The following is a 25,775-nucleotide window of genomic DNA, read 5'->3' on the forward strand; positions in this document are numbered from 1 at the left end:
GGCCACAACGTCCCCAGCCAAGCGCGGCGTCGGGACTGATTCGCAGCCAGCGCTCTGATAGAAGCGCGGCATGGGCCGCACATCTCGTCTCCCTCAAGCACCGCAGGAAACGGGCGGTCTCGACCCGGTCGGCGCCACGCCGATGATGGCGCAGTACATCGAGATCAAGGCGGCCAACCCCGATTGCCTCCTGTTCTACCGGATGGGCGATTTCTACGAGCTGTTCTTCGCCGATGCGGAGATCGCATCGCGGGCGCTCGGCATCGTCCTCACCAAGCGCGGCAAGCATGCAGGGTCGGAGATCCCGATGTGCGGCGTGCCGGTGGATCGGGCGGACGATTATCTCAGTCGACTGATCGCCCTCGGCCACCGGGTCGCTGTATGCGAGCAGACCGAGGATCCCGCTGAAGCGAAGAAGCGCGGCCCGAAATCGGTCGTGAGGCGGGAGGTGGTCCGCCTCGTCACGCCCGGCACCATCACCGAGGACCGGCTGCTCGATCCGGCAAGCGCCAACCTGCTCCTGGCCATCGGCCGGCAGAAGGCGTCCGAGAGCGGCTTCGTCTACGGGCTTGCTGCCATCGACATCTCGACCGGCCGCTTCTCCCTGAGCGAGGTTCCGGCGGGCGAGCTACCCGGCGCCATCGCACGGCACGATCCCCGCGAGATCGTGTTGTCCGAGGCGATCCACGCCGACCCGGCTCTAGCTCGATTGTGGCAGGACACGCGGGCGGCCATTGTCCCGCTGGCGCAGGCGGAGCTCGAACCGGCGGCGGCCGAGCGGCGCATCCGCGATCAATACGGCGTCTCGACCCTCGACGGATTCGGCCGGTTCACCCGCGCGGAGATCGCAGCGGCGGGAACGGGGCTGCTCTACATCGCACGGACGCAGCTCGCCGCCCGCGCGCCGCTCGCGGTGCCAAGCCGTGGGGAAACTGGCGCGACCCTCGCCATCGATGCCGCCACCCGCGCAAACCTCGAACTGACCCGCACCCTTTCGGGCGAGCGGACTGGCAGCTTGCTCGCCACCATCGACCGGACGGTTACGGCGAACGGCGCGCGGCTCCTTGCGGAGCATCTTGCCGGGCCGCTCACCGACCTCACACGCATCGCGCGGCGACAGGAGGCCGTGGCGCGGCTCGTGGAGGATCCGGCCCTGCGACAATCCTGCCGCGAGGCCTTGGCATCCGCCCCCGACCTGCCGCGTGCCCTGTCGCGCATCGGGCTCGGGCGGGCCGGGCCGCGTGATCTCGCCGCGATCCGCGACAGTCTCGCGGCGGCTTCGACCATCGCCGAGACCTTGAGCGCCGCGCCCGAACTTCCGGCGGCCCTCGCGGAGATCGGCCGTGCCCTATCAGGCGTCGATCCCGAACTCGCGCGGACTCTGACCGCCGCGCTCGCCGACGAACTCCCCCTGTCGCGCCGCGATGGTGGCTTCGTCAGGCAGGGCTTCCTCGCGGAGATCGATGAGGCGCGTCTGCTCGGCCAGGATTCGCGCAAGGTCGTGGCGGCCCTTCAGGCCCGCTACGCCGAGGAGACCGGTTGCCGCACCCTCCGGATCAAGCACAACAATCTGCTCGGCTATTTCATCGAGGTGCCGCAATCCATCGGTGAGGCCTGCTTGAAGGGGCTCCAGAAGGAGTTCGTGCACCGGCAGACGATGGTGGACGCCATGCGCTTCACCAGCGTCGAACTCGGCGAGCTGGAGCGTAAGATCTCCGGTGCCGCAGACCGGGCGCTCGCCCTGGAAAGCGAGGTGTTCGACGATCTCGCGGGCGCCGTCGTCTCGGCTTCGGCGAGCCTCGGCGCTGTGGCGGAGGCGCTTGCCTCTCTCGATGTGGCGCAGAGCCACGCGGCGATGGCGGTGGAAGGCGATTGGCGGCGGCCGGTCGTAGACGATTCCCTCAGTTTCGCGATTTCCGGCGGTCGCCATCCGGTGGTGGAAGCCGCCCTTCGCCGCACGGGCGAGCCGTTCATCGCGAACGATTGCGACCTGTCCGGCGAGGGGAGGGGCCGCATCCGGCTCATCACCGGACCCAACATGGGCGGCAAGTCGACCTTCCTACGCCAGAACGCGCTGATCGTCGTGCTGGCGCAGATGGGTGCCTTCGTACCTGCCACGTCCGCGCAGATCGGTCGTGTCGACCGGCTATTCTCCCGCGTCGGCGCGGCCGACGACCTCGCGCGGGGGCAATCGACCTTCATGGTTGAGATGGTCGAGACCGCCGCGATTCTGAATCAGGCCACCCGGCGATCCCTGGTGATCCTCGACGAGATCGGGCGCGGCACGGCGACGTTCGATGGTCTTTCCATCGCCTGGGCCTGTCTCGAACATCTGCACGAGGCCAATGCCTGCCGGGCTCTATTCGCGACACACTTCCACGAGCTGACCGCCCTCGGCGACCGGCTGGCGCGGATCGACAACGCAACGCTCAAAGTTGCGGAGCACCGGGGCGGGGTCGTGTTCCTGCACGAGGTCGTGCCCGGCATCGCCGAGCGCAGTTACGGCCTTCAGGTCGCCCGCCTTGCCGGATTGCCGGCGAGCGTCGTGTCGCGCGCGGGCGCTATCCTCAAGAGCCTGGAGAAGTCGCAGGGCGGGCGCTCGGCTCGGGCGCGGATCGACGATCTGCCGCTCTTCGCGACTCTCTCGCCGCCACCCCCACCGGAACCCACGCCCGAACCGGTCGACGATTCCGTTGCGCTGATGCTCGATGGGATCGACCCCGACTCACTGACCCCGCGCGAGGCCCTGGAGGCCTTGTACCGGCTGAAGCGGGAACGGGCGGAACGGCTCGTCTCGGGCTGATCTCAGGCGACGCGGAGGGGGATGGCGATCTCCACCCGCGTGCCGCTGCCCATGGGTAGCCAGCGGACGGTGCCGCGCAATTGCCGGGAGACCATCTCTACGAGGCTGCGGCCGAAGCCGGTTTCGTTCTGCGCCGCCACGTCGAACCCGATGCCGTCGTCGCTGATCGCGATCGAGAGGCCGACTTCGGCACGCTTGGCGAAGATCGAAATCCGTCCGTGTCGGCCGCCGGGGAAGGCGTGGCGAAGGGCATTGGCCACGAGTTCGTGCAGCATCAAAGCGAGCGGCGCTGCCATGGAGGCGGGGAGCGTGACGGTATCGACGTCGCTATCGATTCGAACGCGATCATCGGCCATGCCGGCTTCGAATTCCGACACGAGTTCGCTGACGAACTCGGTCAGCTCGAAATGGCTGCCATCCTCGCCCGCGCAGAGCAGACGATGGGCGACGGACAGCGCCCCGATGCGCTCGGCCATGCCTTCCAGGGCTTCGCGGGTCTCTCCCCCGACCGTTCGGCGGGCCTTCAGCAGGAGCAGTGAGGAGATGACCTGCAGATTGTTCTTCGCCCGATGGTCGATCTCGTGGATCATCGCCGTCTTACGGTCGAGCGCGGTGCCGAGGGCAATGGTGCGCTCGGCATTCGTATGCGCCAGGGTCGTATCCACCTGGGCACCGACAAAGAACGCTAAGCCCTGTTCGTCGTTCACGGGCGTGAGCGTGAACGAGTTCCAGAACGGCGTACCGTCTTTACGGTAGTTCAGAAGCTCGACAGAGACGGCGCGGCCCGCTGCGATGGCTTGGCGGATTTCCTCGACGCTGCTGCGGTCGGTATCCGGCCCCTGGAGAAAGCGGCAATTGCGGCCAAGCACCTCGTCGGCGGGATAGCCGGTCTGGCGCAGGAACGCATCGTTTGCCCAGAGGATCGGGTGGTCGGGCGCGCGCGCATCGGCAACCAGCATCGGCGAAGGCGACGCAGCGAATGCCGCCGAAAGGCTCACGATAGGTGGACCGCGCTCGGACCCGTTACTCAACGCCTCATCCACTTCGCCCCATCACCCGGTGATGCCGCTCCGAAGTAAAAGGCCCGTTAAGCAGGCGTTGACCATGATGGCGCGGCCAGCCTTCCGGGCAAAACACGCTCGGCGCAACGTCGCCACGATTTTGCCTGATAAGAGCGAGCAGGTCGAGGAGTTCCAGCGAATGCCCGTTGCCGCTCACAAGCAAACGCGCCGCTTTCGGCTGCGCGACATCGTTGAGGACAAGCGCATCCTGCTAATGCTGGCGCTCGGCTTCTCGTCCGGCCTGCCCCTTCTGCTGGTGCTCAGCACGTTCACCCTGCGGCTGGCCTTCTCCGACATCGATGTGAAGACCATCGGTCTCTTCAGCTACGTCGCATTGCCCTATTCGCTGAAGTTCCTGTGGGCTCCATTGATCGACAGGACGGATGTGCCGGTCCTCGCGCGCCATCTCGGCCGCCGCCGCGCCTGGATGGTGGCGACGCAGATCGCCACGGCACTCAGCCTGTTCGTGATGGCCTTCGCGGATCCGAAGACCGACCTCGCCCTGCTCGGCCTAGGGGCCTTCCTCGTCTCCTTCTGCGCGGCGAGCCAGGACGTCGTGATCGACGGCTGGCGCATCGACGCGGCGGGCAGCGACATGCAGGGCATTCTCGCCGCCACCTCCAATCTCGGCTACCGGCTCGGACTGATCACCGCTGGGGCGGGCGCCCTGTTCATTGCCGCCTCGGGGGCTGGCAGGTCGCCTACTTGACAATGGCCGGCCTGATGCTGGTCGGGCTGACCGCCGCGCTGCTGGCCCCGCCCTATGATCGTAAGGTTGCCGCCGCCGCCGCTGAGCCGAAGCCCGTCTCGCGTTTCTGGTCGGCCCGCCGCGCCCTTGTGGAGCCTCTGTCCGAGTTGCATGGCCGCTTCGGCCCGGCGCTCTACGCCATTCTACTCCTCGTCGCGCTGTTCCGCCTGCCGGACTTCCTCTCGGGCGTCATGGCAAGCCCGCTCTACCGGCATCTCGGCTTCGATCTGAAGGAGATTGCAACCGTCACGAAGCTCTACGGAGTCTGGGTCGGGATCGCAGGTGGTTTCGTCGGCGGCTGGGCGCTGTCGCGGCTCGGCCTGTTCCCGACGCTGCTGCTCGGCGGGTTCCTGGCGGCGGCCTCGCACCTCTCCTTTGCATGGCTGTCGGCGGGTGCGCCGGAGATCTGGCGGCTGATCGTAGCGATCTCGGTCGAGAACTTCTGCGGGTCCTTCGCCGGGATCGTCCTCATCGCCTACATGTCGAGCCTCACGAGCCCGGCCTATGCGGCCACGCAATATGCCCTGTTTTCCTCGCTCTACGCCCTGCCGGGGAAGCTCATCGCGGGCGCCTCGGGCTTCATTGTCGCTTCCATCGGCTACCCGGCCTTCTTCGTCTTCACGTCGCTGATCGGGATTCCGGTGCTGGCCCTGTGCGTCGCAGTCGGACGCCGCACGGGCCCGAAAGAGCCCGAGGCGGAAGGGAACCCGCATGGCGTCTCCCCGCTTCCATCCCCCGCGGGACCGCAGGCCGGTGAGCCGAAGACCGCGTAGGCGCGTTAACCGAGGGGCCTGGACTTGAGCGGTGGTGCCATGACGAGCGGCGATGTGATCCTCTCTGGCGAGATCCTTCCACCCGCCGATACGGCGGCTCCGGTGATGCTCGAAGAAGACCTCGCCGCCCTGCGGAAGGCGGTACAGGCGCTGGAGCGGCCGGGTCTCGCGGCGCGGCTCTCAGCCGCGGCGGGAACGCCGATCGAGATGCTGGGCCGCTCGCTGCCCACTCCGGTCATGGATGCGGTGGCCAAAGGTACCGAAGCGGCATTGCGGACCGCGATCCGCGTCGCCCTCGCAACGTTGCCCAAGAACGCCCCCACGCTCGCCGCGAACGGCCTGCCCGTGCCGCGCAGCACCGATGAGGGGCTTCTCAAGCGCATCATGGGCTCGGGCGAGGGGCGCCACCGCGCTCTCGCAGCCATGTCAGGCGCCCTCGGCGGCGCTTTCGGCATCGCGACCATCGCCGTCGAGCCCCGGTCTCCACCACGATCATGCTCCGCTCCATCGCGGAAATCGCGCGGGAAGAGGGTGAGGACATTGACACGCCGGAGGGCGCGCTCGCCTGCATCCAGGTCTTCGCCCTCGGCGGCGGCAAGCTGGCCGCGTCTGAGGCTGGTTCGACCCTGACCGAGAGCGGCTACTTCGCGGTTCGGGCAGCCCTCGCCAAGACGATGGCCGAAGCCGCCAAATACGCTGGCACCATCACGCTGGCCGATCAGTCCGGACCGGCGCTGATGCGCTTTGCGGCGCAGGTCGCCGCCCGGTTCGGCATCGTCGTCTCCGAGAAGGTCGCTGCGCAGGCGGTGCCGGTGCTCGGTGCCGTGGGTGGCGCGGCGGTGAACACCGTCTTCATGAACCATTTTCAGGCGACGGCGCGTGCTCATTTCACCATCCGCCGTCTGGAACGCCGTTACGGCGCGCCGGCTGTACGCGCCGCCTACGAGATCGAGAAGGCCGCCCTCGGCCCGGCTTGATCGTTCGAGGAGCGCGCCCGTGATCGGCAATGGAGAGATGATCGTGCGGCTGGCGGCTGCGGCCGCCTTCGGCAGCGTGGTCGGGCTTGAGCGCGAGCGCCTCCTTTGGGCGGCGGGCCTGCGCACGCACATGCTGGTCTGCACCGGCTCGTGCCTGATCATGCTCGTTTCGGCCTTCGGCTTCGCAGACGTGCTCGGCACCCACAACGTCGTGCTCGATCCCTCGCGAATCGCAGCGCAGGTCGTGTCGGGAATCGGCTTCCTCGGCGCGGGGACGATTTTGCTGAAGGGCGAAGTGGTGAAGGGCCTCACCACTGCCGCGAGCCTCTGGGCGGTGGCGGCTATCGGGCTTGCGGTCGGGGCGGGGCTCTATGTGCCCGCGCTCGCAGCGACGACGATCGTGGTCGGCATCCTGGCGGGGGTGAAGCCGATCGAGGAGCGCTGGCGCGACCGGATGCGCGGCCACCGCCTGCGCCTGACGGTGAAGCGGGGCACCATGTCGTTGGACGCGCTCCACGCGATCACGGGCGACTACGCGTCCCGCATCCGCCAGTTCGTCATGCTGCCCTCGGAGGATGCCGACCACGAGGTGGTGACGATCCAATTCGCCGCCCTCCCACCCTCGGCGCTGGCTCTCATCGAGCGCAAGCTAAGCGAGGCGGGCGGTGTAGTGTCCGTCGAGACCAAGAACGAGTGAGGGATCCTCACGCGCCCCCGTCGAGAAACAGCCGGTAGGCGGGGTTGTCGGTCTCGTCCGTGGCCGGATAGCCCAACGACTCGATCGCCGCGTCGAAGCGCGAACGGTCGCCGGGCGGCACGTCGATTCCCGCGAGCACGCGACCGTAATCGGCGCCGTGGTTGCGGTAGTGGAACAGGGTGATGTCGAAGCCCGGCCCGAGGGCGTCGAGGAACTTCATCAACGCGCCAGGCCGCTCCGGGAACTGGAACCGGAACAGCCGCTCGTGGCCGAGGCCGGGGCTGCGACCGCCGACCATGTAGCGCACATGGACCTTGGCCATCTCGTTGTCGCTCATGTCGAGCACCCGATAGCCAGCCTCGCGCAGCGCGCCCATCAACTCCTGCTTCTCCCGCTTGCCCCCCGCGAGGTTGATGCCGACGAAGATCTGCGCATCGGAGGCGGGGGCTTGGCGATAGTTGAACTCGGTGATGGCGCGCGGGCCCAGCGCCTTGATGAAGTCGCGATAGGCGCCCGGCCGTTCCGGGATCGTGACACCGAGCAACACTTCCCGCTGCTCGCCGATCTCGGCACGCTCGGCGATGTGGCGCAGACGGTCGAAATTGAGATTCGCGCCCGAGGACACGGCCACCAGCGTGCCGGTCCCACCTTCTCGCTCGGCATAGAGCTTGGCACCCGCGAGGCTGAGCGCCCCGGAGGGCTCGGACACGGCGCGGGTGTCGTCGAAGATGTCCTTCACGGCCGCGCACATGGCGTCGGTATCGACGGTGATGACCCCGTCGAGATGCGCCCGGCACAGGCGGAAAGTCTCCTCGCCCGCCCGGCGCACGGCGACGCCGTCCGCGAACAGGCCGACCGAGGGCAGGTCCACGAGGCCGCCCGCTTCCAGGGCCGCCTTCATGCAGGCCGCGTCCTCTGGCTCGACCCCGATCACCTTCGTCTCAGGCCGCAGGTACTTCACGAAGGTCGCAATGCCCGCTGCGAGGCCGCCCCCGCCCACGGGCACGAAGATCGCCTCGATCGGGCCGGTATGCTGCTGCAGGATCTCCTTGCCGATGGTCCCCTGGCCCGCGATCACGTCCTCGTCGTCGAACGGGTGAAGGAAGGTGAGCCCGTCCTCGTGCTCCCGGCGGCGGGCCTCGGCCAGCGCCTCATCGAAGGCATCGCCATGAAGCACCACCTCGGCGCCGCGCGCCCGGCAGGCATCGACCTTGATGGAGGGGGTGGTGCGCGGCATCACGATCACCGCGCGGGCGCCGAGCTTGGCCGCTGCGAGCGCAACGCCCTGGGCATGGTTTCCCGCCGAGGCGCAGACCACGCCGCGGGCGACCTGATCGGGCGAGAGGCCCGAGAGCTTGTTGTAGGCGCCCCGCAGCTTGAACGAGAAGACCGGTTGCAGGTCCTCGCGCTTCAGCAGCACCGGACGGTCGAGGCGGCGCGACAGGCGCGGCATCGGGTCGAGGGGGCTCTCGATCGCCACGTCGTAGACGCGGGCGGTGAGGATCTTCTTGATGTAGTCGGTCATCGGCTGCGGTTCGGTTCCGAGCCACGCGGCATAGACCCTTACGTCCGATGAGGCGAGGCCGTCCCGCTCAGACCAGACGTTCCATCAGCGCGGCCGCCCAGACGAGCAGGGCCGTCATCTGCGCCAGAAACGCGCCCGCCGAGGCGAGATCCTTCACCGTGCCGATCCGGGGATGACGGTCAGGGTGAAGATGGTCGCATAGTTTCTCGATCGCCGTGTTCAGGTATTCGGCGGCGAGCATCAGGAGCAGGCTCGCCAGCAGGGCGACACGAACCCAGAGCGTGCTGCCAAGCGCCAGGGCCAGGGGCGCGCCGACGGCGAGCAGCAGCAATTCCTGACGCACGGCCCGCTCGGTGCGCGCGCCGTGGATCAGCCCTCGCCAGGAGTTGAGGAAGGCCAGCCTAAGGGCATTCACGGGGCCGCGTCCTCATTCACCGAACGGCTGATCCATTTCGCGAGAAGCGGCCCGGTCAGCAGCACCACGAAGAGCCGCAGGGTCTGCACCGCCAGCACGAACGAGACGTCGGCCTGCGAGCCTACGGCGATGATCGCTACCGAGTCGAGACCGCCGGGGCTGGTCGCCAGGACGGCGGTGAGCAGGTCGATAGGCAGGATCAGCGTCAGCAGGAAGGCCCAGCCCGCGCAGAGCAGGATGACCGTGAAGGTCGCCACGAGGATGCCGGGCAGCGCGGTGAAGGTCATCCGCAGGGTCTCGCGGGTGAAGCGCAGGCCGACATACCAACCGATGCAGGCATAGGCGAGTTCGAGGATCGTCACCGGCAGCGCCATGCGCACGAGCCCGGTGGCGTGGAGCACGGAGCCCAGCACCATCGGTCCGATCTGCGCCCCTGCGGGGACTTTCAGCTTCAGCGCGACGAAGGCGCCGACGGCCGCCACGAGGAGCGTCGCAGCGACGGAACTCAATTCCGAGGCATCGCCCGCACCCGCCGCCGCGCCGAGCGGGGCATCGTGCATCAGGAACCGCGCCGCCAGCGAAGCCGAGAAGACCACGGCCGCGACGCGGACATATTGCATGAAGGCGACGAGGCGGGGATCCGCCCCGAAATCCTCGGCCATGGCGACCATCGCCGAGGCGCCGCCCGGTGAAGACCCCCAGGCCGCTGTCGTGCCGGGCAGGACGCGCAGGCGCGTCAGCACCCAGCCGACGAGGCCGGAAAAGGCGACCGTCACCAGCACCACGGCGACGATCACGAAGCCGTCCTCGTAGAGTGTCTGGGCGATCTGCCCCGTCACCGCATGGGCGACGAGACAGCCGATCATCGCCTGGGCCGCGAGGAAGCCGCTGCGCGGGACATTCAGATGCGAGCCCCCGACGCCGAAGGCGATGGCCGCGATCATGGGACCGAGGAGCAGGGCAGCGGGAAACCGCGCGACCGTCAGGCCGTAGGCGATGAGGGCCGAGGCCGCGACGAGCGCGAGCCAGAGGCCGATGGTGCGGAGGGAGGGCACGGCAATCGGGGGAGGCAATCCCGCCGGATCGGACGGGCGTCCCGCCCGCTACACCGCCGCGCGCCCCCTGTCACCCGCCATTCGCGAGAGCCGCGAAGGCCGTGTCGAGCCCAGAGCGTGCCTTGGCGAGACCGTTGCGCTTATCGGCCAGCCAAGTGCGGTCGGTGGCGAGCCTGTCGCGGGCTTCGCCTAGCATGCGCGTCACCTCGGCTTGCTGCGGTCCTCCCAACCCCTTGGCCGCGGCGATCATGCCCGAGGCCGACAGGGCCTCGCGGAAGCGCGCCTCGGTCAGCGGAAGCGTCTTCGGCATGTCCTGAGGAAGGCCGGGCGCCTGGGCGGCGTCCGCATAGATCCGCTGCACCTCGTCGAAGGGAAGGTCGGCCGGGCGCAGATCGCGGCCGCGCCCGTAGGTGACGAGTTCGGAAGCGAAATGGTGGCCGAGGCGGAATGGGACGTTTGCTTCCCGTTGGAGCGTGTCGGCGAGCTCGGTGGTGGTGGAGTAATCCGCAGCGACTTCCGCCGCCGCGCGATCCCGGTCCACGACGAGTCCATCGAGTACCGACACCCAGCGGCGGCACATCTCGGTCGCGAGGGCCAGCGTCCGCGCGGGCGGAATCGTCTGGTTGCGCTTGTAGTCCGGCATCCCGGAATCGACGTTGTGCGCCATTACGGTGAAGGCCATCGCGCCACCGACCACATCGCTCGCATTCATCCGCAGGCTGTAGAGCGCAACCGGATTCCGCTTTTGCGGCATGATGCTGCTCGGCCCGGTCAGGGCACCCTCACGGAGCAGGATCCACGGCTTGGTCTGGTGGTACTGCGCATAGAGATCCTGCGCGAAGCTTCCGGCCGTGGTCGCGAGGTTGGCCGCGATGCCAGTCAGTTCCAAGCCGAGATCCATCGGCGCGAGCTGTCCCGCGTCATAGCTATTCTCGACGGGCGCATCGAAGCCGAGGAGTGCTGCGAGACGTTTGCGATCCACGGGGAAGCTCGACGTGCCGAGGGCCGCCGCGCCCAAGGGCGAGAGATTGGTGCGGGCCCAGGCTTCCCTCAGGCGGTCCGAATCGCGGGCCATTGCGGCTGCGTAGGCGAGCAGGACATGCCCGTAGGTCGTCGGCTGCGCCTGGACGCCGTTCGTGTAGGCCGGAACGATGGTCGCGGCTTCCCGCTCGGCCAAGGCGAGAAGGCTCGCCCGCGCGTCGGCCAGAGCCGCGGCGAGGTCCAGCAACCGGTCGCGCTGTTCAAGCTTCAGAACGGTGGGGATGATGTCCTGGCGGCTGCGTCCCGCATGCATCCGCGTGGCGTCGGGACCGGCGATGGCGATGATCAGCGGCTCGATGCGCAGGTAGTCGTCCGGCCTGGACGCGCCGGGTTTCTCCGCATCGGACGCGACACGATCCAGCGCCAGAGCGATCGTATGACCCAGCGGGCGTGGAACGATGCCGGTCTCCACCGTCATCACTAGCGAGGCGCGGTCGATCTCATCGATGCGTGCGAACACGTCCGGGGCCGAATCGTGGTTCGCGGCGAGGGCGGTTGCGCCCCAACTCACCGTCGCGAGGAGCGCTGTCAAAACTAGCCGCATCGATATCCTCCCGCCCCTTCCGGCGATGGGGAGATAGAGCCCTGCGGCTCTCGCGTTCAAGCAGCCGCGTCGCGGCAGGCCGCTGTCCTCGGTGGGGCGTGGGCGCGGAAGAAGGCGGCCAAGCTTGCAAGCCCCGCCGAGCGCGGGTCGCTCGTTCGCCACGCCAGCGCGATGGTGCGGCCCGGGCCGTCCACGTCGAAACTGCGGATCACGGTCAGGCCGCTAGGGTCGGGCATCGACGGCACCGCGAGCGCAGGCAGAAGGGTGTAGCCCGCCCCGGCGGCCACCATCGAGCGGAGTGTCTCAAGGCTGGTGGCATGTCGCCCGGCCGAAGACCCCGCGCCGCAGGCCGCGATGGTCTGGTCGCGCAGGCAGTTGCCTTCATCGAGCAGGAGCAGGTCGGGCCCGGCCACGGAGCCTGCCGAGAGGGCGCCGCCCTGTGCCAGCGCGTGCTCCGCCGGGCAGGCCAGCAAGAACGGCTCGATGAACAGCGGCGAGAGCGTCAGCCGTGCCTGTGTGAGCGGGAGGGAAACCAGGGCGGCGTCGATGCGGCCCTCGCGCAGCCCCTCGACGATGTCGGCGGTGCGCGATTCGGACAGGGACAGGCTGAGGAGAGGGAAGGCCTCGCGCAGCGACCGCATGACCAGCGGAAAGAAATATGGCCCCAACGTCTGGATCGCGGCGAGCGAAAGCCGCCCGGTGAGCGGCGCACCGCGACCCTCGGATGCCAGGGCGAGCAGACGTTGCGCCTCGGCCAGCACCGTCCGCGCCTGCCGCACGATGGCCTGCCCGGCCTCGGTCAGAAGAACGCGCCGGTTCGATCTCTCGAACAGCGCAAGACCCAGGGCGTCCTCAAGTTTGCGAATTTGTACGCTGAGTGTCGGCTGGCTGACGTTGCAGCGTTCTGCCGCCCTGCCGAAGTGGCTCTCATCCGCGACGGCGACCACATATTCCAAGTCGCGCAGGGACAGTCCTGAAAGGTTCATAGACAGCGTCTATCACAGCGTTTGCGACGATGCATTTGTCAGATCGTCCCGCCGGGTACATAACCTCCCCGGAACGGTTCCAGTTTGAGACGGCATCTGCACAGCCGGCTCGGTTCGGCCCAAGGAAAGACGAGACGCATGAGCGATCAACGCCCGATCCTGACGACCCGCCAGGGCCATCCGGTCCGCGACAACCAGAGCACCCGCACGGTCGGGGAGCGCGGCCCGGCGACCCTCGAGAACTACCAGTTCATCGAAAAGATCACCCACTTCGACCGCGAGCGGATCCCGGAGCGCGTCGTTCACGCGCGCGGTGCAGGCGCTCACGGCTGGTTCGAGGCCTACGGCAAGATCGGTGACGAGCCGGCCTCGAAGTACACCCGCGCCCGCGTGCTGAACGAGACCGGCGTGAAGACGCCGATGTTCGTGCGCTTCTCCACCGTGGCAGGCGCCAAGGAATCTCCGGAGACCGAGCGCGACCCGCGCGGCTTCGCGGTGAAGTTCAAGACCGTCGATGGTAACTGGGACCTCGTAGGTAACAACCTGAAGGTTTTCTTCATCCGCGACGCGATCAAGTTCCCCGACATGATCCACGCGTTCAAGCCCGATCCGGTGACCAACCGGCAGGAGGCGTGGCGCTTCTTCGACTTCGTGGCCCAGCATCCCGAAGCCATCCACATGGTGACGCACCTGAAGTCGCCGTGGGGCATCCCGGCCAACTATCGCGAGATGGAAGGCTCTGGCGTCAACACCTACAAGCTGGTGAACGACAAGGGCGAGGCCGTCCTCTGCAAGTTCCACTGGCAGCCGAAGCAGGGCGTCCGCAACCTGACCTCGCAGCAGGCTTCTGAGATCCAGGCGAAGGATGTCGGCCACGCGACCCGCGACCTGTACGACAACATCAAGGCGGGCAATTTCCCCGAGTGGGAATTCTGCGTGCAGATCATGCCGGACGGCCCGAACGATCACCTGTCGTTCGATCCGCTCGACGACACCAAGCTTTGGCCCGTCGAGGATTTCCCGCTGCTCCCCGTCGGCCGCATGGTGCTCGACCGGGTGCCGGATAACTTCTTCGCGGAAGTCGAGCAGTCGGCCTTCGGCACGGGCGTGCTCGTGGATGGCGTCGATTTCTCCGACGACAAGATGCTCCAAGGTCGGACGCTGTCCTACTCGGACACGCAGCGGTACCGCGTGGGTGCCAACTATCTCCAGCTGCCGATCAACGCGCCGCAGCCCGGCGTGAAGGTCTATTCGAACCAGCGGGACGGTCAGATGACCTACGGTGTCGATGGCACCGGTCCGAACCGGCACATCAACTACGAGCCGTCGACTCTGGCCGAGGGCCTGCGCGAGGCGCCGAAGACGACCGAGTACCACCAGCCGGTCGAGGGCCGTCTCGGCCGCTATCAGACGTCGCGCACCGAGGACGACTACACCCAGGCGGGTGTGCGCTACCGGTCCTTCGAAGATTGGGAGCGTGAGGACCTGATCGCCAACCTCGTCAACGACATGAAGCAGTGCCCCGAGCCGATCCAGCTTCGGATGGTCTGGCACTTCTGGCATGCCGACGAGGATTACGGCCGTCGCGTCGCCGAGGGCGCGGGCATCGACCTGGAGAAGGCCAAGGCCCTTCCGCCGCTGCCGGGCCGGGCCGCTCCGGGCAAGCGCCTGGCGCCCGAGACCTACACCGAGAACGCCCCGCGGGTCGCTGCGGAGTAAGTAGCGGAAGGGCATCAACGATCTGCCGATCGTCGACGCCCTTCGCGAAAGAAAGCCCCGCGCGGTCGAACCGCGCGGGGCTTTTTTGAATTATGCTGTCAGCTTACGGGCAGGAGCGACGCACACCCTTGCGAGCGATGTAGGTCTGGCTCTGCGGATCGTAGGTCTTGAAGCGGCGGGCGCAGGCCTCGATCGCCGAATCGTCGTCCGCACCCACTGTTTCCGTCGCGACCGGCGCGTAGCCGACCGTGCCGTAGGACGGACCGTAATCGTAGCCGTAATACCCGTCGTTGTAGCCGTAGGCCGGGTAGCCATAGCCGTACCCGCCGCCGTAAAGACCGCCCGCCGCGAGGCCGATACCGGTCCCGAGGCCGATCCCTGCCGCAAGGCCGAGACCGCTGCGGCCGTAGCCACGGCCATAGTAGCCGCGGTTGTAGCCATAACCGCCACGATTGTAGGCATACCCACCACGGTTGAAGCCGTAGCCGCCGCGGTTGTAGCCGCCACCGCCGACGATCCCGGCGCCACGCCCAAATCCGCCATTGTTGAAGCCGCGACCGGCGAGACCGCCGTTGAAGCCGCCGCGGTTCAGGCCGCCGCTAATGGCGTTGCCGCCGATCCCAACGCCATTGTTCACGCCACCGGTGCCCATTCCGATCTGGTTGGCACCGTAGCCGCCGGCCGAGACGCCGCCGCCCGACAAGGCGTTACCGCGACCCTGTGCCTGCGCGCCCACCGGCATCATCGTCAGGCCAAGCGCGAGCGCCGAGGCGAAAGCGAGGCCGTAAGTTCCGCGAGTCATTCAGTCCACCCTGTAAAAGTGTTTCCTGACCCATGAACGTGCCACGACCTGAATCGATCACGCGCAATTGAGACCAAAGCGACAAAACGCACAGACAATTACGGCAAAGCTTGCCTCAGCCCGTGGCGGAGACCGTCTTCGCTCGCCCAGCCGGTAAGCCCGCGAGGATGGCGCTAACACAAATTCCGAAGAACAGCAGCCCGGCGACGCCCCAATCGTCCGTTGCTTCGTGGGCCAAACCGAAGGCGAGAGGGCCCAACGCCGCGAAAAGGTAGCCGATGCCCTGAGCCATCGCCGATAAGCCTGCGGCGGTGCCCGCGTCGGCGGCGCGAAGCACGATCAGCGTCAGCGCCAACCCGAAGCAGCCGCCCACGCCGAAACCCAGAAGGCAGGCCGCCGGGATGCGCAAGCCATCCGCTCCGAAGGCGAGAACGAGGAAGGCGAGGCCGGTGATGCCGGGAATGCCGACGATCCAACCGCGCTGATCCCGCGCCCGCGCGGCGAGCGTGGCGGTGATGAGGGCGCCGGGTGCTTGGCACAGGGTGACGAGGGAAGCGTACAGCCCCGCATGGAGCGGATCGAGCCCGCGTCCCTGCAGAAGAAGCGGCAACCAGCCGAACAGGATGTAGGCGAGGGAGGACTGCAGGCCCATGAAGGCCGTCACCCGCCATGCCAGCGGGTTCCGCAGAAGCCGACCGACCTGCGGCGGCTTGGCCGGGCCGCTGCGGCGGGCATAGGGCCACCACGCGATGGCCGCCAGCATGGCGGGAATCGACCAGACGGCGAGGGCAGCGGGCCAGCCGTCGAGCGCCCGTTCGACCGGCACCGCTGCGCCCGCGCCCGCAGCCGCGCCGAGGCAGAGGGTCATGGTGTAGAGGCCGGTCATCGACCCACCGCTGTTCGGGAAGTCCCGCTTCACCAGGGCCGGAAGCAGCACATTCGCGAAGCCGATTCCCGTCGCAGCGATCGCGGTTCCAAGGAACAGGAACGGCAGCGTGCCGAAGCCGCGCAGCGCCAGGCCGATGGCGACGAGCAGCGTGCCCGTCAGCACGCCGAGATCCGGCCCGAGGCGGCGGATCACCGGGGCGGCGAGGGCGCAGGCGAGGCCAAGACACAAAACGGGGAGGGTAGTGAGCGTGGCCGCCCCGCCAGCGGTCAGCCCGGTCGTCTCGCGGATCAAGCCGAGCAGCGGCCCCACCGTGCTCAGCGCGGGCCGTAGATTGAAGGCAACCAGCATCATCGCGAGGCCCAGCACGAAGCCGCCCACGCCGACTCGACGACCTGTCGTCACACCCTCTCCCTTCCCGCGAGGGAGAGCCCCGCGCAGATCACCAACATCCCGGCAAACAGCCAATCGCCGTACCGGGCGTAGGGCGTCCCGCCTTCGATCCGCCCCGGCAGATCAGCATCGAGATAGGTTTCGACGTCGATCTTCGTTTGGCCGAGGATGCGACCATGCGGATCGATCACCGCGGAGATGCCGGTGTTGGCATCGCGCACCATCGGTAGCCCTTCCTCGACGGCCCGCAGGCGGGCCTGAGCGAGGTGCTGACGTGGCCCCGGCGTATCGCCGAACCAGCCGTCGTTGGTGACGTTCAAGATCAGGCCCGGGGGCTTGGCCGCATCGACCGGCTGGCCCACGGGGCGGATCGCAGCGGGAAAGATCGCTTCGTAGCAGATCGTCCCGACGACGGGCGGCAGACCCGGCACGGTGAGAATGCGCTGTGTCGCCGGATTGCCCGCGGTGAAGCCGCCGGGAATCGCCACGAATTGCCTCAACCCCAGCGCTCTCAAAGTTTCATCGAGGAAGCCCGGCAGATACTCGCCAAAGGGGACCAGATGCACCTTGTCGTAGGTGTCGGTGATCGTGCCATCGGCCTCGATCACCATGATCGCGTTGTAGATGCGCGGACGTTCGCCCGGCAGCGGTTCGTCCGTGCGGGCGGCGCCGGTCATCAACACGCGATGAGGCTTCAGACCGGCGGCGATGCGCTCGCGCGTGTCCGCTTCCCGCTGAATCAGGAAGGGTAAAGCCGATTCGGGCCAGACGATATGCGTCGGTGCCGGATCACCGGGTTCTGGCGGACGCTCGCTGAGTTCGATGTAGCGATCGACGATGTCGTCCCGGTTCTCCGGGCGGAATTTCGCGTCCTGCTGCAAGTTCGGCTGGACGAGGCGTAGCCTGACGGCGGGCACGGTGGGATCGGGGGCGCGAAGCCGCTCGAAGCCCGCAAAGCCGAGCCCGGCTAAGACGGCGACCGCAGCGACCGTTGGGCCGAAACGGCGCAGCGCAGAGCCACCGTCGAACAGCGTCGCAGGTGCGGCGGCGATCAGCACCGCCAGGACTGTCAGGCCATACAGACCAAGGTAGGCCGCGCTCTGCATGAGCCACAGGCTCTGGCCGAGCGCCATACCGAGCACGTTCCACGGAAACCCCGTGAGCACATGGCCACGCAGCCATTCCAAGCCGCTGAGCCCAAGGGCGAGGGCGGCGATCCGCGAAGGGCCGCGCGACCAGAGGATTCCCGCGAACGAAAACCCTGCCCCGTAGAACAGCCCAAGTCCGAAGGGCAGCCCGATCACGCCGAGCGGCAGCGCCCAAAGGAATTCGTCAGCCTCGACGAGGAAGGCCTTGCCGAGCCACCACAGGCCCGCCGTGAGGAAACCGAACCCCCAGGCCCAGCCGAGCAGGAAGGCCGGACCGAGCCGTCCCTTCCGGCTCCGACCAAGCCCCGCGCCATCCATCATCCAGACAGCCAAAGTGAGCGACACGGCGAGTGCCGGGAGGAAACCATAGGGCGGCATCGCCAGAGCCCCGATAGCTCCCGCGCCCCAGGCACAGGCGAGGAGCCGCCATCCGCGCAAACGGCCGACGCCCCCGGCGAACCGGGGGCGGGAAGGGCTGTCGGAAAGCACAGCGTCGCGGGCCAGACCGTCCGCCCGCCCGATCACGGGCGCGGCGGCTCTGCGGTCGGCGGGGATGAGGGCGGCGGCAGGGCGAGCGGCACCACCGCCGCGATGCGAGCAGGACCCTTATGGAAGCGCAGGCGCTTCAAACGGCGCGGATCGGCATCCAATACCTCGAATTCGAGGTCGCCCGGCCCGGTGATCAGTTCACCGCGCGAGGGCACACGCCCGGCCAGCGTCACGATCATGCCGCCCAGCGTGTCGATCTCCTCGGCCATGTCGCCGACAGCCGCCGCGAGATCGATGCCAGTCGCCTCGGACACTTCGGCCAGCGGCGTGCGGGCATCGGCCACGAACACGTCACCTTCGCCCTCGACGCGCTGGACCTGCTTGGCCTCAGCCACGTCGTGCTCGTCCTCGATGTCGCCGACGACGACTTCGATCAGATCCTCGATGGAGATGAGTCCGTCGGTGCCGCCGTACTCATCGATGACGAGCGCCATGTGGGTGCGGGTCGCCTGCATGCGAACCAGCAGGTCGATCGCGGGCATGGACGGCGGCACGAACAGGACCGGCCGCTGAATTCGCGCGGCGGCAAGCGTCGTGGCGAGCTCGACCTTGCCGAGATCGAGCGAGCGCGGCACCCGAACGGCCGGGCGGCGGGGACGCGGCGGAGGCGCGGCGTCTTCGCCGGTCTGGGTCTCTGCGGGTGGGGTGGCCACGCGCGACGCGGCCGGGCGGCGAGCCGAGGGCTCGGCCTTGGCGGCGATGAAATCCACGAGGTCGCGGATGTGCACCATGCCGCGCGGGTCGTCCAAGGTCTCGCCGTAGACCGGCAGGCGGGAATGCCCCGCCGTGCGGAACAGTTTCAGCAAATCGCTCAGATTGGTGTCATTGGAGACGGCGACGATATCCGCTCGCGGGATCATCACGTCATCGACGCGCACCTTGTGCAGGCCGAGCACGTTCTTGAGCATCGCCCGCTCCAGGGGCGACAGGCCGGTCTCGCTCTGGTCCGTGTCGGCCAGGGCCTCTTCCAGCCCCTCGCGGAGCGTTTCCCGCGGCTTCAGGTGCAGGGCCTGCAGCAGGCGGTCGTACCAGGGCTCACGCTGAGGGGCGTCAACCTCGGGGGCATTCAGCGCGGCCTGGGCCGCGCCGCGACTTCGATCGTTGCTCATGTCTCTCGGATCAAGGAAGGGAGGGTGGTTACCCGCTCAGTCGGCATAGGGGTCTGGGATGCCCAGAGTCGCGAGGGCTGCGATTTCGAGGGCTTCCATCGCCTCGGCCTCGGCCTCGCCGAGTTCGTGGTCCTGTCCGACAAGGTGCAAGGTCCCATGGACGAGGAGGTGGGCGAGGTGATTCTGGAGCGGCTTTCCCTGCTCGGCACTTTCGCGCACCATCGTCTCATAGGCAAGGACCACATCACCCAAGGGTGTCGGCGCCCCCGGCGGCAGGGGCTGCGGCGCAGCCGGAAAAGACAGCACGTTCGTGGACTTATCCTTGCCGCGCCAGGTCTTATTGAGATCCTGAACCGTCGGGTCGTCCGCAAGCAGCACGCTGACCTCAAGGCTCCCCTTCGGCTTCTCCGGGGCGATCGCGAGCCCCGCCTCGACCGCGCGGATCACGAGCGATTCGAGGTCGGGAATGGCTTCGTCCCACCGGTCGTCCTCGACCGCGAGGTCGATGTCATGGTCGTTCATCAGGCGAGGGGCCGGCGGCGGGGATTTGGGTTGCGGTCGGCCTCGGCCTCGCCGTGGGAGGCGCGCTCGTAGGCGGTGACGATGCGGCGAACGAGGTCGTGGCGCACCACGTCCACGTCCTTGAACACCACGCGGCCGATGCCCTCGACACCATTGAGGACATTCACCGCCTCCACGAGGCCGGATTTCTGGCCCGGCGGCAGATCGATCTGGCTCGGGTCGCCGGTCACGATCATGCGCGATCCCTCGCCCAGACGGGTCAGGAACATCTTCATCTGCATGGAGGTGGTGTTCTGCGCCTCATCGAGCAGCACCACCGCGTTGGTGAGCGTGCGCCCGCGCATGAAGGCCAACGGTGCGATTTCGATCTGGCCGGTCTGCAGGCCACGGTCGACGTGGCGCGCTTCCATGAAGTCGTAGAGCGCATCGTAGATCGGGCGCAGATAGGGATCGACCTTCTCGCGCATGTCGCCGGGCAGAAAGCCCAGCCGCTCGCCCGCCTCGACGGCCGGTCGCGAGAGAATCAGCTTTTCGGCGTGGCCCTGTTCCAGCAGCGACACGGCATGGCCCACAGCGAGCCAAGTCTTACCCGTGCCCGCAGGCCCCTCGGCAAAGACGAGTTCGTTGCTGCGAAGGGCCTTGATGTAGGCGTCCTGAGCCGGGTTACGCGCCCGAACCGCACCGCGGCGGCGCGTGGCGATCTGGTCGAAATGCGGCTTGTCCGCTTCCGCGGCGAGTTCGGCCGCCGGGAACAGGTTCGCCTGTGCCGTCGATTCGCGGATCGCGCCATCGACATCACCGAGGCTCAAGGTGCTGCCTCCGGCGCGCACGCGCGCGTAAAGCTTCTGGAAGACCCGCCGGGCCTTCTCAGCCGCATCGGCCGGGCCCTTGATGACGAGATGGTTGCCGAGCGCCGTCGCAGTGATGCCGAGGCGTCGCTCGATATGCGCGACGTTCTGGTCGTACTGGCCGAAGACGAGGCTTGCGAGCCGGTTATCGTCGAAGGTCAGCGGCACTTCGACCGCTTCATCCTGGCCGGGCCGCCCCAATCCGGGGGCCGTCCGCGCGGGGGCATGCCCCCGCGTCCACCATCAGCCGCACTCAAGCGCACATTCTCACGTTTGGCATCCTCACGCGGCGGCAGCCTCCGGAAGGCACTCGCCGAACAGGCTATTGGCCCCGGCCTCGGTGATCCGAACCGGTACGATCCGACCGATATGGTCCTGCGGAGCGTCGAACTGCACTGCCAGGAGGTGCGGCGTCTTGCCTGCCACCTGTCCGGGATAGCGACCGGCCTTCTCGACCAGAACGTCGAAGACCTGCCCCACGGCGGCCTGCTGGTAGGCATGGCGGCGGGTATCGAGCAGACGCTGCAACTCGGCCAGCCGCTCGGACATCACGGCCTCGGGCACATGGTCCGCACGATCCGCCGCCGGAGTGCCGGGGCGGGGGCTGTACTTGAATGAGAAAGCGCTCTCGAAGCCGATATCCCGCACCAGGGCGAGGGTATCGGCGAAATCCTCATCCGTCTCGCCGGGAAAGCCGACGATGAAGTCCGACGACAGGGCGATGTCGGGCCTTGCGGCGCGCACGCGATCGACCAGACGGCGATACGCGTCCGCCGTGTGCTTGCGGTTCATGGCCGCGAGGATCCTGTCCGAGCCTGACTGCACCGGCAGGTGGAGGTAGGGCATCAGCGCGGGCACCTCGGCATGGGCGCGCACGAGATCGTCGTCGAAATCGTTAGGGTGGCTCGTCGTGTAGCGGATGCGTGCGATGCCGGGGATGCGCGACACGTCGCGCACCAGCGCAGCGAGGCCGACCGGCGCGCCGTCCGCACCCTCGCCATGGTAGGCGTTCACGTTCTGGCCGATCAGCGTCACCTCACGCACCCCGCCCGCCGCGAGGCGCTGCGCCTCGGCGAGGATGGCGGCCACCGGACGGGACACTTCGGCCCCGCGGGTATAGGGCACCACGCAGAAGGCGCAGAACTTGTCGCAGCCTTCCTGCACGGTGAGAAACGCCGACGAGCCGAGGCTCCGCCGAGCGGGCAGGTGGTTGAACTTGTCCTCGATCGGGAATTCCGTATCGACCACGCGCCCCCGGCCGAGCGGGCCAGCAGATCCGGCAGGCGGTGATAGCTCTGTGGCCCCACCACCACGTCCACGGCGGGCTGGCGCGCTTGAATCTCGGCGCCCTCTGCCTGGGCGACGCATCCCGCGACGACGATGCGCGTGTCGAGCCCCTGCGCCTTGCGCTCCTGCTTCAACACCCGCAGGCGGCCGAGTTCGGAATAGACCTTCTCCGCCGCCTTCTCTCGGATGTGGCAGGTGTTCAGCACCACGACATCCGCATCATCGACGCTGTCGGTGGCGGCATAGCCCTCGGCGCCCAGCACATCGGCCATGCGGGCCGCGTCGTAGGCGTTCATCTGGCAGCCGTAGGACTTGACGTAGGCTTTCTTCAACGGGCCGATTTCCGGTTCGGGGCGGGTTTCTGTCGGCCGGGCTCTAGCACAGAAAACGCGGCCGGTCAGGCGGCGGACAGCCCGCCCATCGTGCCGAGATCCGACGCGGGCGCCGGGACGGTCACAGGCTCCCGACCGGTGCGCCCGGTCACGACCCCCTGGATCGCCCGGCGGACCTCCGCCTCGGCGGCGGCGGTAGCGACCTTCCGATCGCTCTCGGCATCGAACAGGATCGGCGCACCCCAGACAACGTGAACGTCGATCGGCCCGCCCTGTACGAAGGCTGCGAGGTGCGGCGCCAGTTCCATGTCGCCGTACCATGCAATCTCCGAGCGCTCGGAGCGAACCACCGGCAAGCCATTGCGGCGGGGGTACGTGATGGCGAGCGGCTGAAGCCTGACCCGGCCCCGGTCGCCTTCGGCCTGAAGCGCGGCCCTTGCGGCGCCGACCAGGGACGAGCGGAACGGCAGGAGCCTCGTTCCGTCGCCGGTCGTACCCTCCGCGAACAGCACGACGAGTTCGCCGTTCGCGAGACGATGCCCCATGGCGGCGCTCACTGTCGCGGTGGCAGCCCGGCGCGCACGGTCGATGAACAGGGTTCGCTGGAGAATCGCCAAAAGCCCGATCACCGGCCAGCCGCGAATCTCGGATTTCGCCACGAAGGACAAGGGGCGCAGAGCGCCGATGGCGATGATGTCGAGCCACGAGACGTGGTTCGACAACACGAGCGCGGCCTCGCCGGGGGCGGGCGGCGTGCCGCTCTCGATCACGCGTACCGAGAACAGCCACAGGAACGTGCGGTGGAACAAAACAGGCGCAAGCCCGCTGCGGCGCTTCAGCACCCGCAACGCCACGAGGTGCAGCGGCGCCAGCACCAGGAAGGCGAGGGCGAGGCCAGCAAGCCGCAATGCGAGGCCCAGGCGGCTCACGCGCTCACTGCTCGGCCGACATGGTGAGCGCCGTGGCGCGGCTTCCATCAGCCTTGGCGTAATAGCCCGTCCGCGCACCGACCTGCTTGAAGCCCATTCGCCGGTAGAGCTTCAGGGCGGGCTCGTTGCCCTCATCGACTTCGAGATGCACTCGGGTCGTGCCGGTGAGGGCAAGGCCGTTCAGGTGCTCGCGCAAGAGGCTGCGGGAATGGCCGCCGCCCCGCAGCGGCGGGGCGACCACAACGGTCAGGATCTCGGCCTCGTCGGCGGCGCGCCGCGACAGGACGAAGCCCTGCAACGTTCCTCCGCGAAAGAGCCCATGGGCGAAGCTCGACCGCTCGCAGAGGATGCGTTCGAACTCATGAGCCTCCCACGGCCTTGCGAAGGCGGTGGCATGAAGGCGGGAAAGCGCGCCTGCCTGGGCGGCGTCACTAAGGGGTGCCACGCTCGGCGGAGGCGTCAGCGCGTCCCACCACGCCATCCACCATTCCAGCGGCCAGAACGGAGAAGCAGGGCGGCTCATTGTCGTGCGACCCGGGCATGATCCTGCGGGCGCGCATCCGGCCCACGGAGATAGAGGGGACGGGGGAGGGCGTGTCCGGGATCGGCCACCATGCCGAGCTGCGCCACGGCAGCGATGTCGGGCGCCCCCGTGCCCGCGATGCTGGCGGGGATACCCCGTGCGGCGAGCGCCTGGGCGACCAGCGGGGCGCCGGATCCGATAAGGGTGACGGGCCCGGTCCCGAGCCGCGCGGCAGCCTCCTCGACCGGGAGGTAGACCGGCGCGAGTGTCTCGCCCGTCGTCGCCGTCAGCGCCTGGACGTAGACCGCGCCGTGGCGGGCATCGATGGCGGCGGCGAGCGTACCCTCGCCGGGATCGGCCAGAAGCGGCGCAAGGAGGGCGGAGAGCGTGCCGACGCCGACCACCGGGCGACCGGTGGCGAGGCCGATGGCCCGTGCCGCCGACAGGCCGACACGTAGGCCCGTGTAGCTGCCGGGGCCGACCGTGACGGCGATGCGGTCCAACCCCGCGAAGCCGCCCTCGCTGCGGGCAAGCACGCGTTCGATCAGCGGCAACAGCGCTTCGGCATGTCCGCGCACCATCGGCAACGATTCCGACGCCGATGGTTCGGCCTCGCTGCCCCTCATCACGCAGGCGGCGCAGACATCCAGCGCCGTATCGATGGCCAGTACTCGCACGCCAACTCCCATCGCGCCGTAGGGCGCGGATGGTATGGCATAGAACAGAACCGCCCTACCGTCAGCGCCGTCGACCGGCTCTGTCCCCTGTCGGATCGTCCGTTTTGCCGGGTTGCCCCGGCAAAACGTCTCAGACCGCCTGAACCTCGCGCACGCTCGGCAGGAAGTGCTTGAACAGGTTCTGCACGCCGTGACGCAAGGTGGCGGTGGAGGACGGGCAGCCCGAGCAAGCGCCCTTCATCTCCAGGTAGACGACGCCGTCCTTGAAGCCACGGAAGGTGATGTCGCCGCCGTCGCCGGCCACGGCCGGGCGCACGCGCGTCTCCAGCAAGTCCTTGATCGTCACGACGGTGTCGTGGTCGGCCTCGTCGTAGAATTCTTCGCCAGCGTCGTCGGCATCACCGGCTGCGCCCTCGTTCATGACCGGGGCGCCGGACTGAAAATGCTCCATGATCGCGCCGAGCACAGCGGGCTTCACCTGCGGCCATTCGGAGCCGTCCTCGGCCTTGGTCACCGAGATGAAATCGTGCCCGAAATAGACGCCTGACACGCCCGGCACTGCGAACAGCGCGGAGGCCAGCGGCGAGCGGGTGGCGGAATCGGCATCGCGCGCCTCGAAGGTCGATTCGGGCATCACGACCCGGCCCGGCAGGAACTTCAGGGTGGCGGGGTTCGGCGTGGCTTCAGTCTGAATGAACATGAGCGGGCTCCGCTGCGCCGGTTCAAGGCCGGCGGGGAAAGTGGTGTCGCGCGTCGCGGACGCACGACCTCCATGTGGACCGCCGGCCCAAATTTCACAACCGCGCCTCGGGCGTATGCCCGGCGGTGCGACGGCGCGGGCTTAACGGCCCCTTAACCAACGGGCGGGATCGTCGGGGCATGGCGCTCTCCGGCGGATCGGCACCGGCCCGGCGGGAGAGAGCGCAGGAACGCGGAGCCGCCGTCTCGAACGACCCGAGCGGTCGCGTGGGTGCCGGGTCCGTCTGGAGACCGACATGCAGATCAACGAACAGGCCGTGCGCGAGCGCGCCTACTACATTTGGGAAGGCGAGGGCCGGGTTCACGGCCGCGCCGAGCTTCATTGGATCCGCGCCGAGGCCGAACTCGCCGTAGTGGAGCAGCCCGTAGCCGAGTCCGCTGCGAAGCCTGTTCGCAAGGCAGCTGCCAAGCCTTCTGCGGCCAAGACTGCTAAGCCCGCTGTCGCCAAGCCCGCCGCTGCTAAGGCGAAGACCGTCGAGGCCGCCGCGCCCGCGACGCCCGCCGCCAAGCTGACCAAGCCGAAGGCCACTGCTGGCGCTGCCGTCGCCGCTGCATCGGTCAAGGCGAAGCCCGCGCGCAGCCGCGCTGCGCTCCACTAGTCACCCTGACGAACCGACGGTTTCGCGAGGCCCGCCCTGTATAGGGGCGGGCCTCCGTCGTTGTGTGG

Annotated in this window: 19 protein-coding genes and 4 pseudogenes; 6 read left to right on the top strand and 17 right to left on the bottom strand. The window is 68.2% G+C overall.

All coding sequences use genetic code 11. The features are described 5' to 3' along the window. Positions 1-70: 70 nt before the first annotated feature. Positions 71-2,803 carry a DNA mismatch repair protein MutS gene (gene mutS / locus ACFQE0_RS13125; protein ID WP_378970232.1) on the top strand — a complete coding sequence of 911 codons (2,733 nt, stop codon included), beginning with the start codon at positions 71-73 and terminating at the stop codon, positions 2,801-2,803. Between the two features lie 2 nt (positions 2,804-2,805). Here the strand turns inward: mutS and ACFQE0_RS13130 are convergent, their stop codons facing one another. Further along, positions 2,806-3,846: a PAS domain-containing protein gene (locus tag ACFQE0_RS13130; RefSeq protein WP_378970234.1), complete on the bottom strand. Its 1,041-nt coding sequence runs from the start codon at positions 3,844-3,846 to the stop codon at positions 2,806-2,808. A gap of 157 nt (positions 3,847-4,003) precedes the next feature. Here ACFQE0_RS13130 and ACFQE0_RS13135 point away from each other — a divergent pair. From ACFQE0_RS13135 to ACFQE0_RS13145, 3 genes and pseudogenes are all read left to right on the top strand, one after another. Continuing rightward, positions 4,004-5,385, top strand: a pseudogene (locus ACFQE0_RS13135) (AmpG family muropeptide MFS transporter). A gap of 39 nt (positions 5,386-5,424) precedes the next feature. Continuing rightward, a pseudogene (locus tag ACFQE0_RS13140) lies at positions 5,425-6,362 on the top strand (EcsC family protein). Between the two features lie 19 nt (positions 6,363-6,381). Next, a complete protein-coding gene (locus ACFQE0_RS13145) occupies positions 6,382-7,059 on the top strand; it encodes an MgtC/SapB family protein (protein WP_378970236.1) in 678 nt (225 codons plus the stop codon). Between the two features lie 7 nt (positions 7,060-7,066). On the opposite strand, the pseudogene ilvA reads toward ACFQE0_RS13145, so the two are convergent. The 5 genes and pseudogenes from ilvA to ACFQE0_RS13170 form a co-directional block, all read right to left on the bottom strand. Then, positions 7,067-8,587 (bottom strand): annotated as a pseudogene (ilvA, locus tag ACFQE0_RS13150) (threonine ammonia-lyase, biosynthetic); the annotation flags it as partial. Between the two features lie 64 nt (positions 8,588-8,651). After that, positions 8,652-8,999 carry a diacylglycerol kinase gene (locus tag ACFQE0_RS13155; RefSeq protein WP_378970238.1) on the bottom strand — a complete coding sequence of 116 codons (348 nt, stop codon included), beginning with the start codon at positions 8,997-8,999 and terminating at the stop codon, positions 8,652-8,654. Continuing rightward, positions 8,996-10,054, bottom strand: coding sequence for an AbrB family transcriptional regulator (locus ACFQE0_RS13160; protein ID WP_378970241.1), 1,059 nt, complete (start codon positions 10,052-10,054; stop codon positions 8,996-8,998). Before ACFQE0_RS13160 ends, ACFQE0_RS13155 begins: the two co-directional genes overlap by 4 nt. 70 nt (positions 10,055-10,124) lie before the next feature. Further along, complete coding sequence (locus tag ACFQE0_RS13165) at positions 10,125-11,639, bottom strand: lyase family protein (RefSeq protein ID WP_378970243.1); 1,515 nt, start codon at positions 11,637-11,639, stop codon at positions 10,125-10,127. A gap of 56 nt (positions 11,640-11,695) precedes the next feature. Next, positions 11,696-12,625: a LysR substrate-binding domain-containing protein gene (locus ACFQE0_RS13170; RefSeq protein ID WP_378970245.1), complete on the bottom strand. Its 930-nt coding sequence runs from the start codon at positions 12,623-12,625 to the stop codon at positions 11,696-11,698. Positions 12,626-12,763: 138 nt separating this feature from the next. On the opposite strand from ACFQE0_RS13170, the gene ACFQE0_RS13175 reads away from it, so the two are divergent. Beyond that, on the top strand, positions 12,764-14,344 hold the full coding sequence (locus tag ACFQE0_RS13175) for a catalase (RefSeq protein WP_378970247.1): 1,581 nt from the start codon (positions 12,764-12,766) through the stop codon (positions 14,342-14,344). Positions 14,345-14,447: 103 nt separating this feature from the next. On the opposite strand, the gene ACFQE0_RS13180 is transcribed toward ACFQE0_RS13175, so the two are convergent. From ACFQE0_RS13180 to ACFQE0_RS13230, 11 genes and pseudogenes are all read right to left on the bottom strand, one after another. Further along, entirely contained in the window at positions 14,448-15,146 is a 699-nt protein-coding gene (locus ACFQE0_RS13180; RefSeq protein WP_378970250.1) for a BA14K family protein, read from the bottom strand. Positions 15,147-15,261: 115 nt separating this feature from the next. Next, entirely contained in the window at positions 15,262-16,437 is a 1,176-nt protein-coding gene (locus ACFQE0_RS13185) for a CynX/NimT family MFS transporter (protein WP_378970252.1), read from the bottom strand. Continuing rightward, positions 16,434-18,098 carry an apolipoprotein N-acyltransferase gene (gene lnt / locus ACFQE0_RS13190; RefSeq protein ID WP_465264074.1) on the bottom strand — a complete coding sequence of 555 codons (1,665 nt, stop codon included), beginning with the start codon at positions 18,096-18,098 and terminating at the stop codon, positions 16,434-16,436. The genes ACFQE0_RS13185 and lnt overlap by 4 nt, the downstream gene beginning before the upstream one ends. Beyond that, positions 18,095-19,231, bottom strand: coding sequence for a hemolysin family protein (locus tag ACFQE0_RS13195; RefSeq protein ID WP_378970254.1), 1,137 nt, complete (start codon positions 19,229-19,231; stop codon positions 18,095-18,097). Before ACFQE0_RS13195 ends, lnt begins: the two co-directional genes overlap by 4 nt. 36 nt (positions 19,232-19,267) lie before the next feature. Next, positions 19,268-19,753, bottom strand: coding sequence for an rRNA maturation RNase YbeY (gene ybeY, locus ACFQE0_RS13200; protein ID WP_378970257.1), 486 nt, complete (start codon positions 19,751-19,753; stop codon positions 19,268-19,270). Next, positions 19,753-20,769 (bottom strand): PhoH family protein, encoded by a 1,017-nt coding sequence (locus ACFQE0_RS13205; protein WP_378970259.1) that lies wholly within the window; start codon positions 20,767-20,769, stop codon positions 19,753-19,755. The genes ybeY and ACFQE0_RS13205 overlap by 1 nt, the downstream gene beginning before the upstream one ends. 114 nt (positions 20,770-20,883) lie before the next feature. Then, a pseudogene (miaB, locus tag ACFQE0_RS13210) lies at positions 20,884-22,220 on the bottom strand (tRNA (N6-isopentenyl adenosine(37)-C2)-methylthiotransferase MiaB). Between the two features lie 65 nt (positions 22,221-22,285). After that, positions 22,286-23,149, bottom strand: a complete 864-nt coding sequence (locus tag ACFQE0_RS13215) for a lysophospholipid acyltransferase family protein (RefSeq protein ID WP_378970262.1) — start codon at positions 23,147-23,149, stop codon at positions 22,286-22,288. A 4-nt stretch (positions 23,150-23,153) separates the two neighbouring features. Further along, on the bottom strand, positions 23,154-23,672 hold the full coding sequence (locus ACFQE0_RS13220) for a GNAT family N-acetyltransferase (protein WP_378970265.1): 519 nt from the start codon (positions 23,670-23,672) through the stop codon (positions 23,154-23,156). Continuing rightward, positions 23,669-24,349, bottom strand: a complete 681-nt coding sequence (gene tsaB, locus ACFQE0_RS13225) for a tRNA (adenosine(37)-N6)-threonylcarbamoyltransferase complex dimerization subunit type 1 TsaB (protein WP_378970268.1) — start codon at positions 24,347-24,349, stop codon at positions 23,669-23,671. The genes ACFQE0_RS13220 and tsaB overlap by 4 nt, the downstream gene beginning before the upstream one ends. Positions 24,350-24,479: 130 nt before the next feature. Further along, the gene (locus tag ACFQE0_RS13230) at positions 24,480-25,049 is read right to left on the bottom strand and encodes a NifU family protein (protein ID WP_378970270.1); all 570 of its coding nucleotides are present in this window, start codon (positions 25,047-25,049) and stop codon (positions 24,480-24,482) included. 295 nt (positions 25,050-25,344) lie between these two features. On the opposite strand from ACFQE0_RS13230, the gene ACFQE0_RS13235 reads away from it, so the two are divergent. Beyond that, the gene (locus tag ACFQE0_RS13235) at positions 25,345-25,707 is read left to right on the top strand and encodes a DUF2934 domain-containing protein (RefSeq protein WP_378970273.1); all 363 of its coding nucleotides are present in this window, start codon (positions 25,345-25,347) and stop codon (positions 25,705-25,707) included. The last annotated feature ends 68 nt before the right edge of the window (positions 25,708-25,775 follow it).

This window comes from Methylobacterium komagatae, from assembly GCF_042661665.1.
In the GTDB taxonomy this organism is placed as follows: Bacteria; Pseudomonadota; Alphaproteobacteria; order Rhizobiales; family Beijerinckiaceae; genus Methylobacterium; species Methylobacterium komagatae.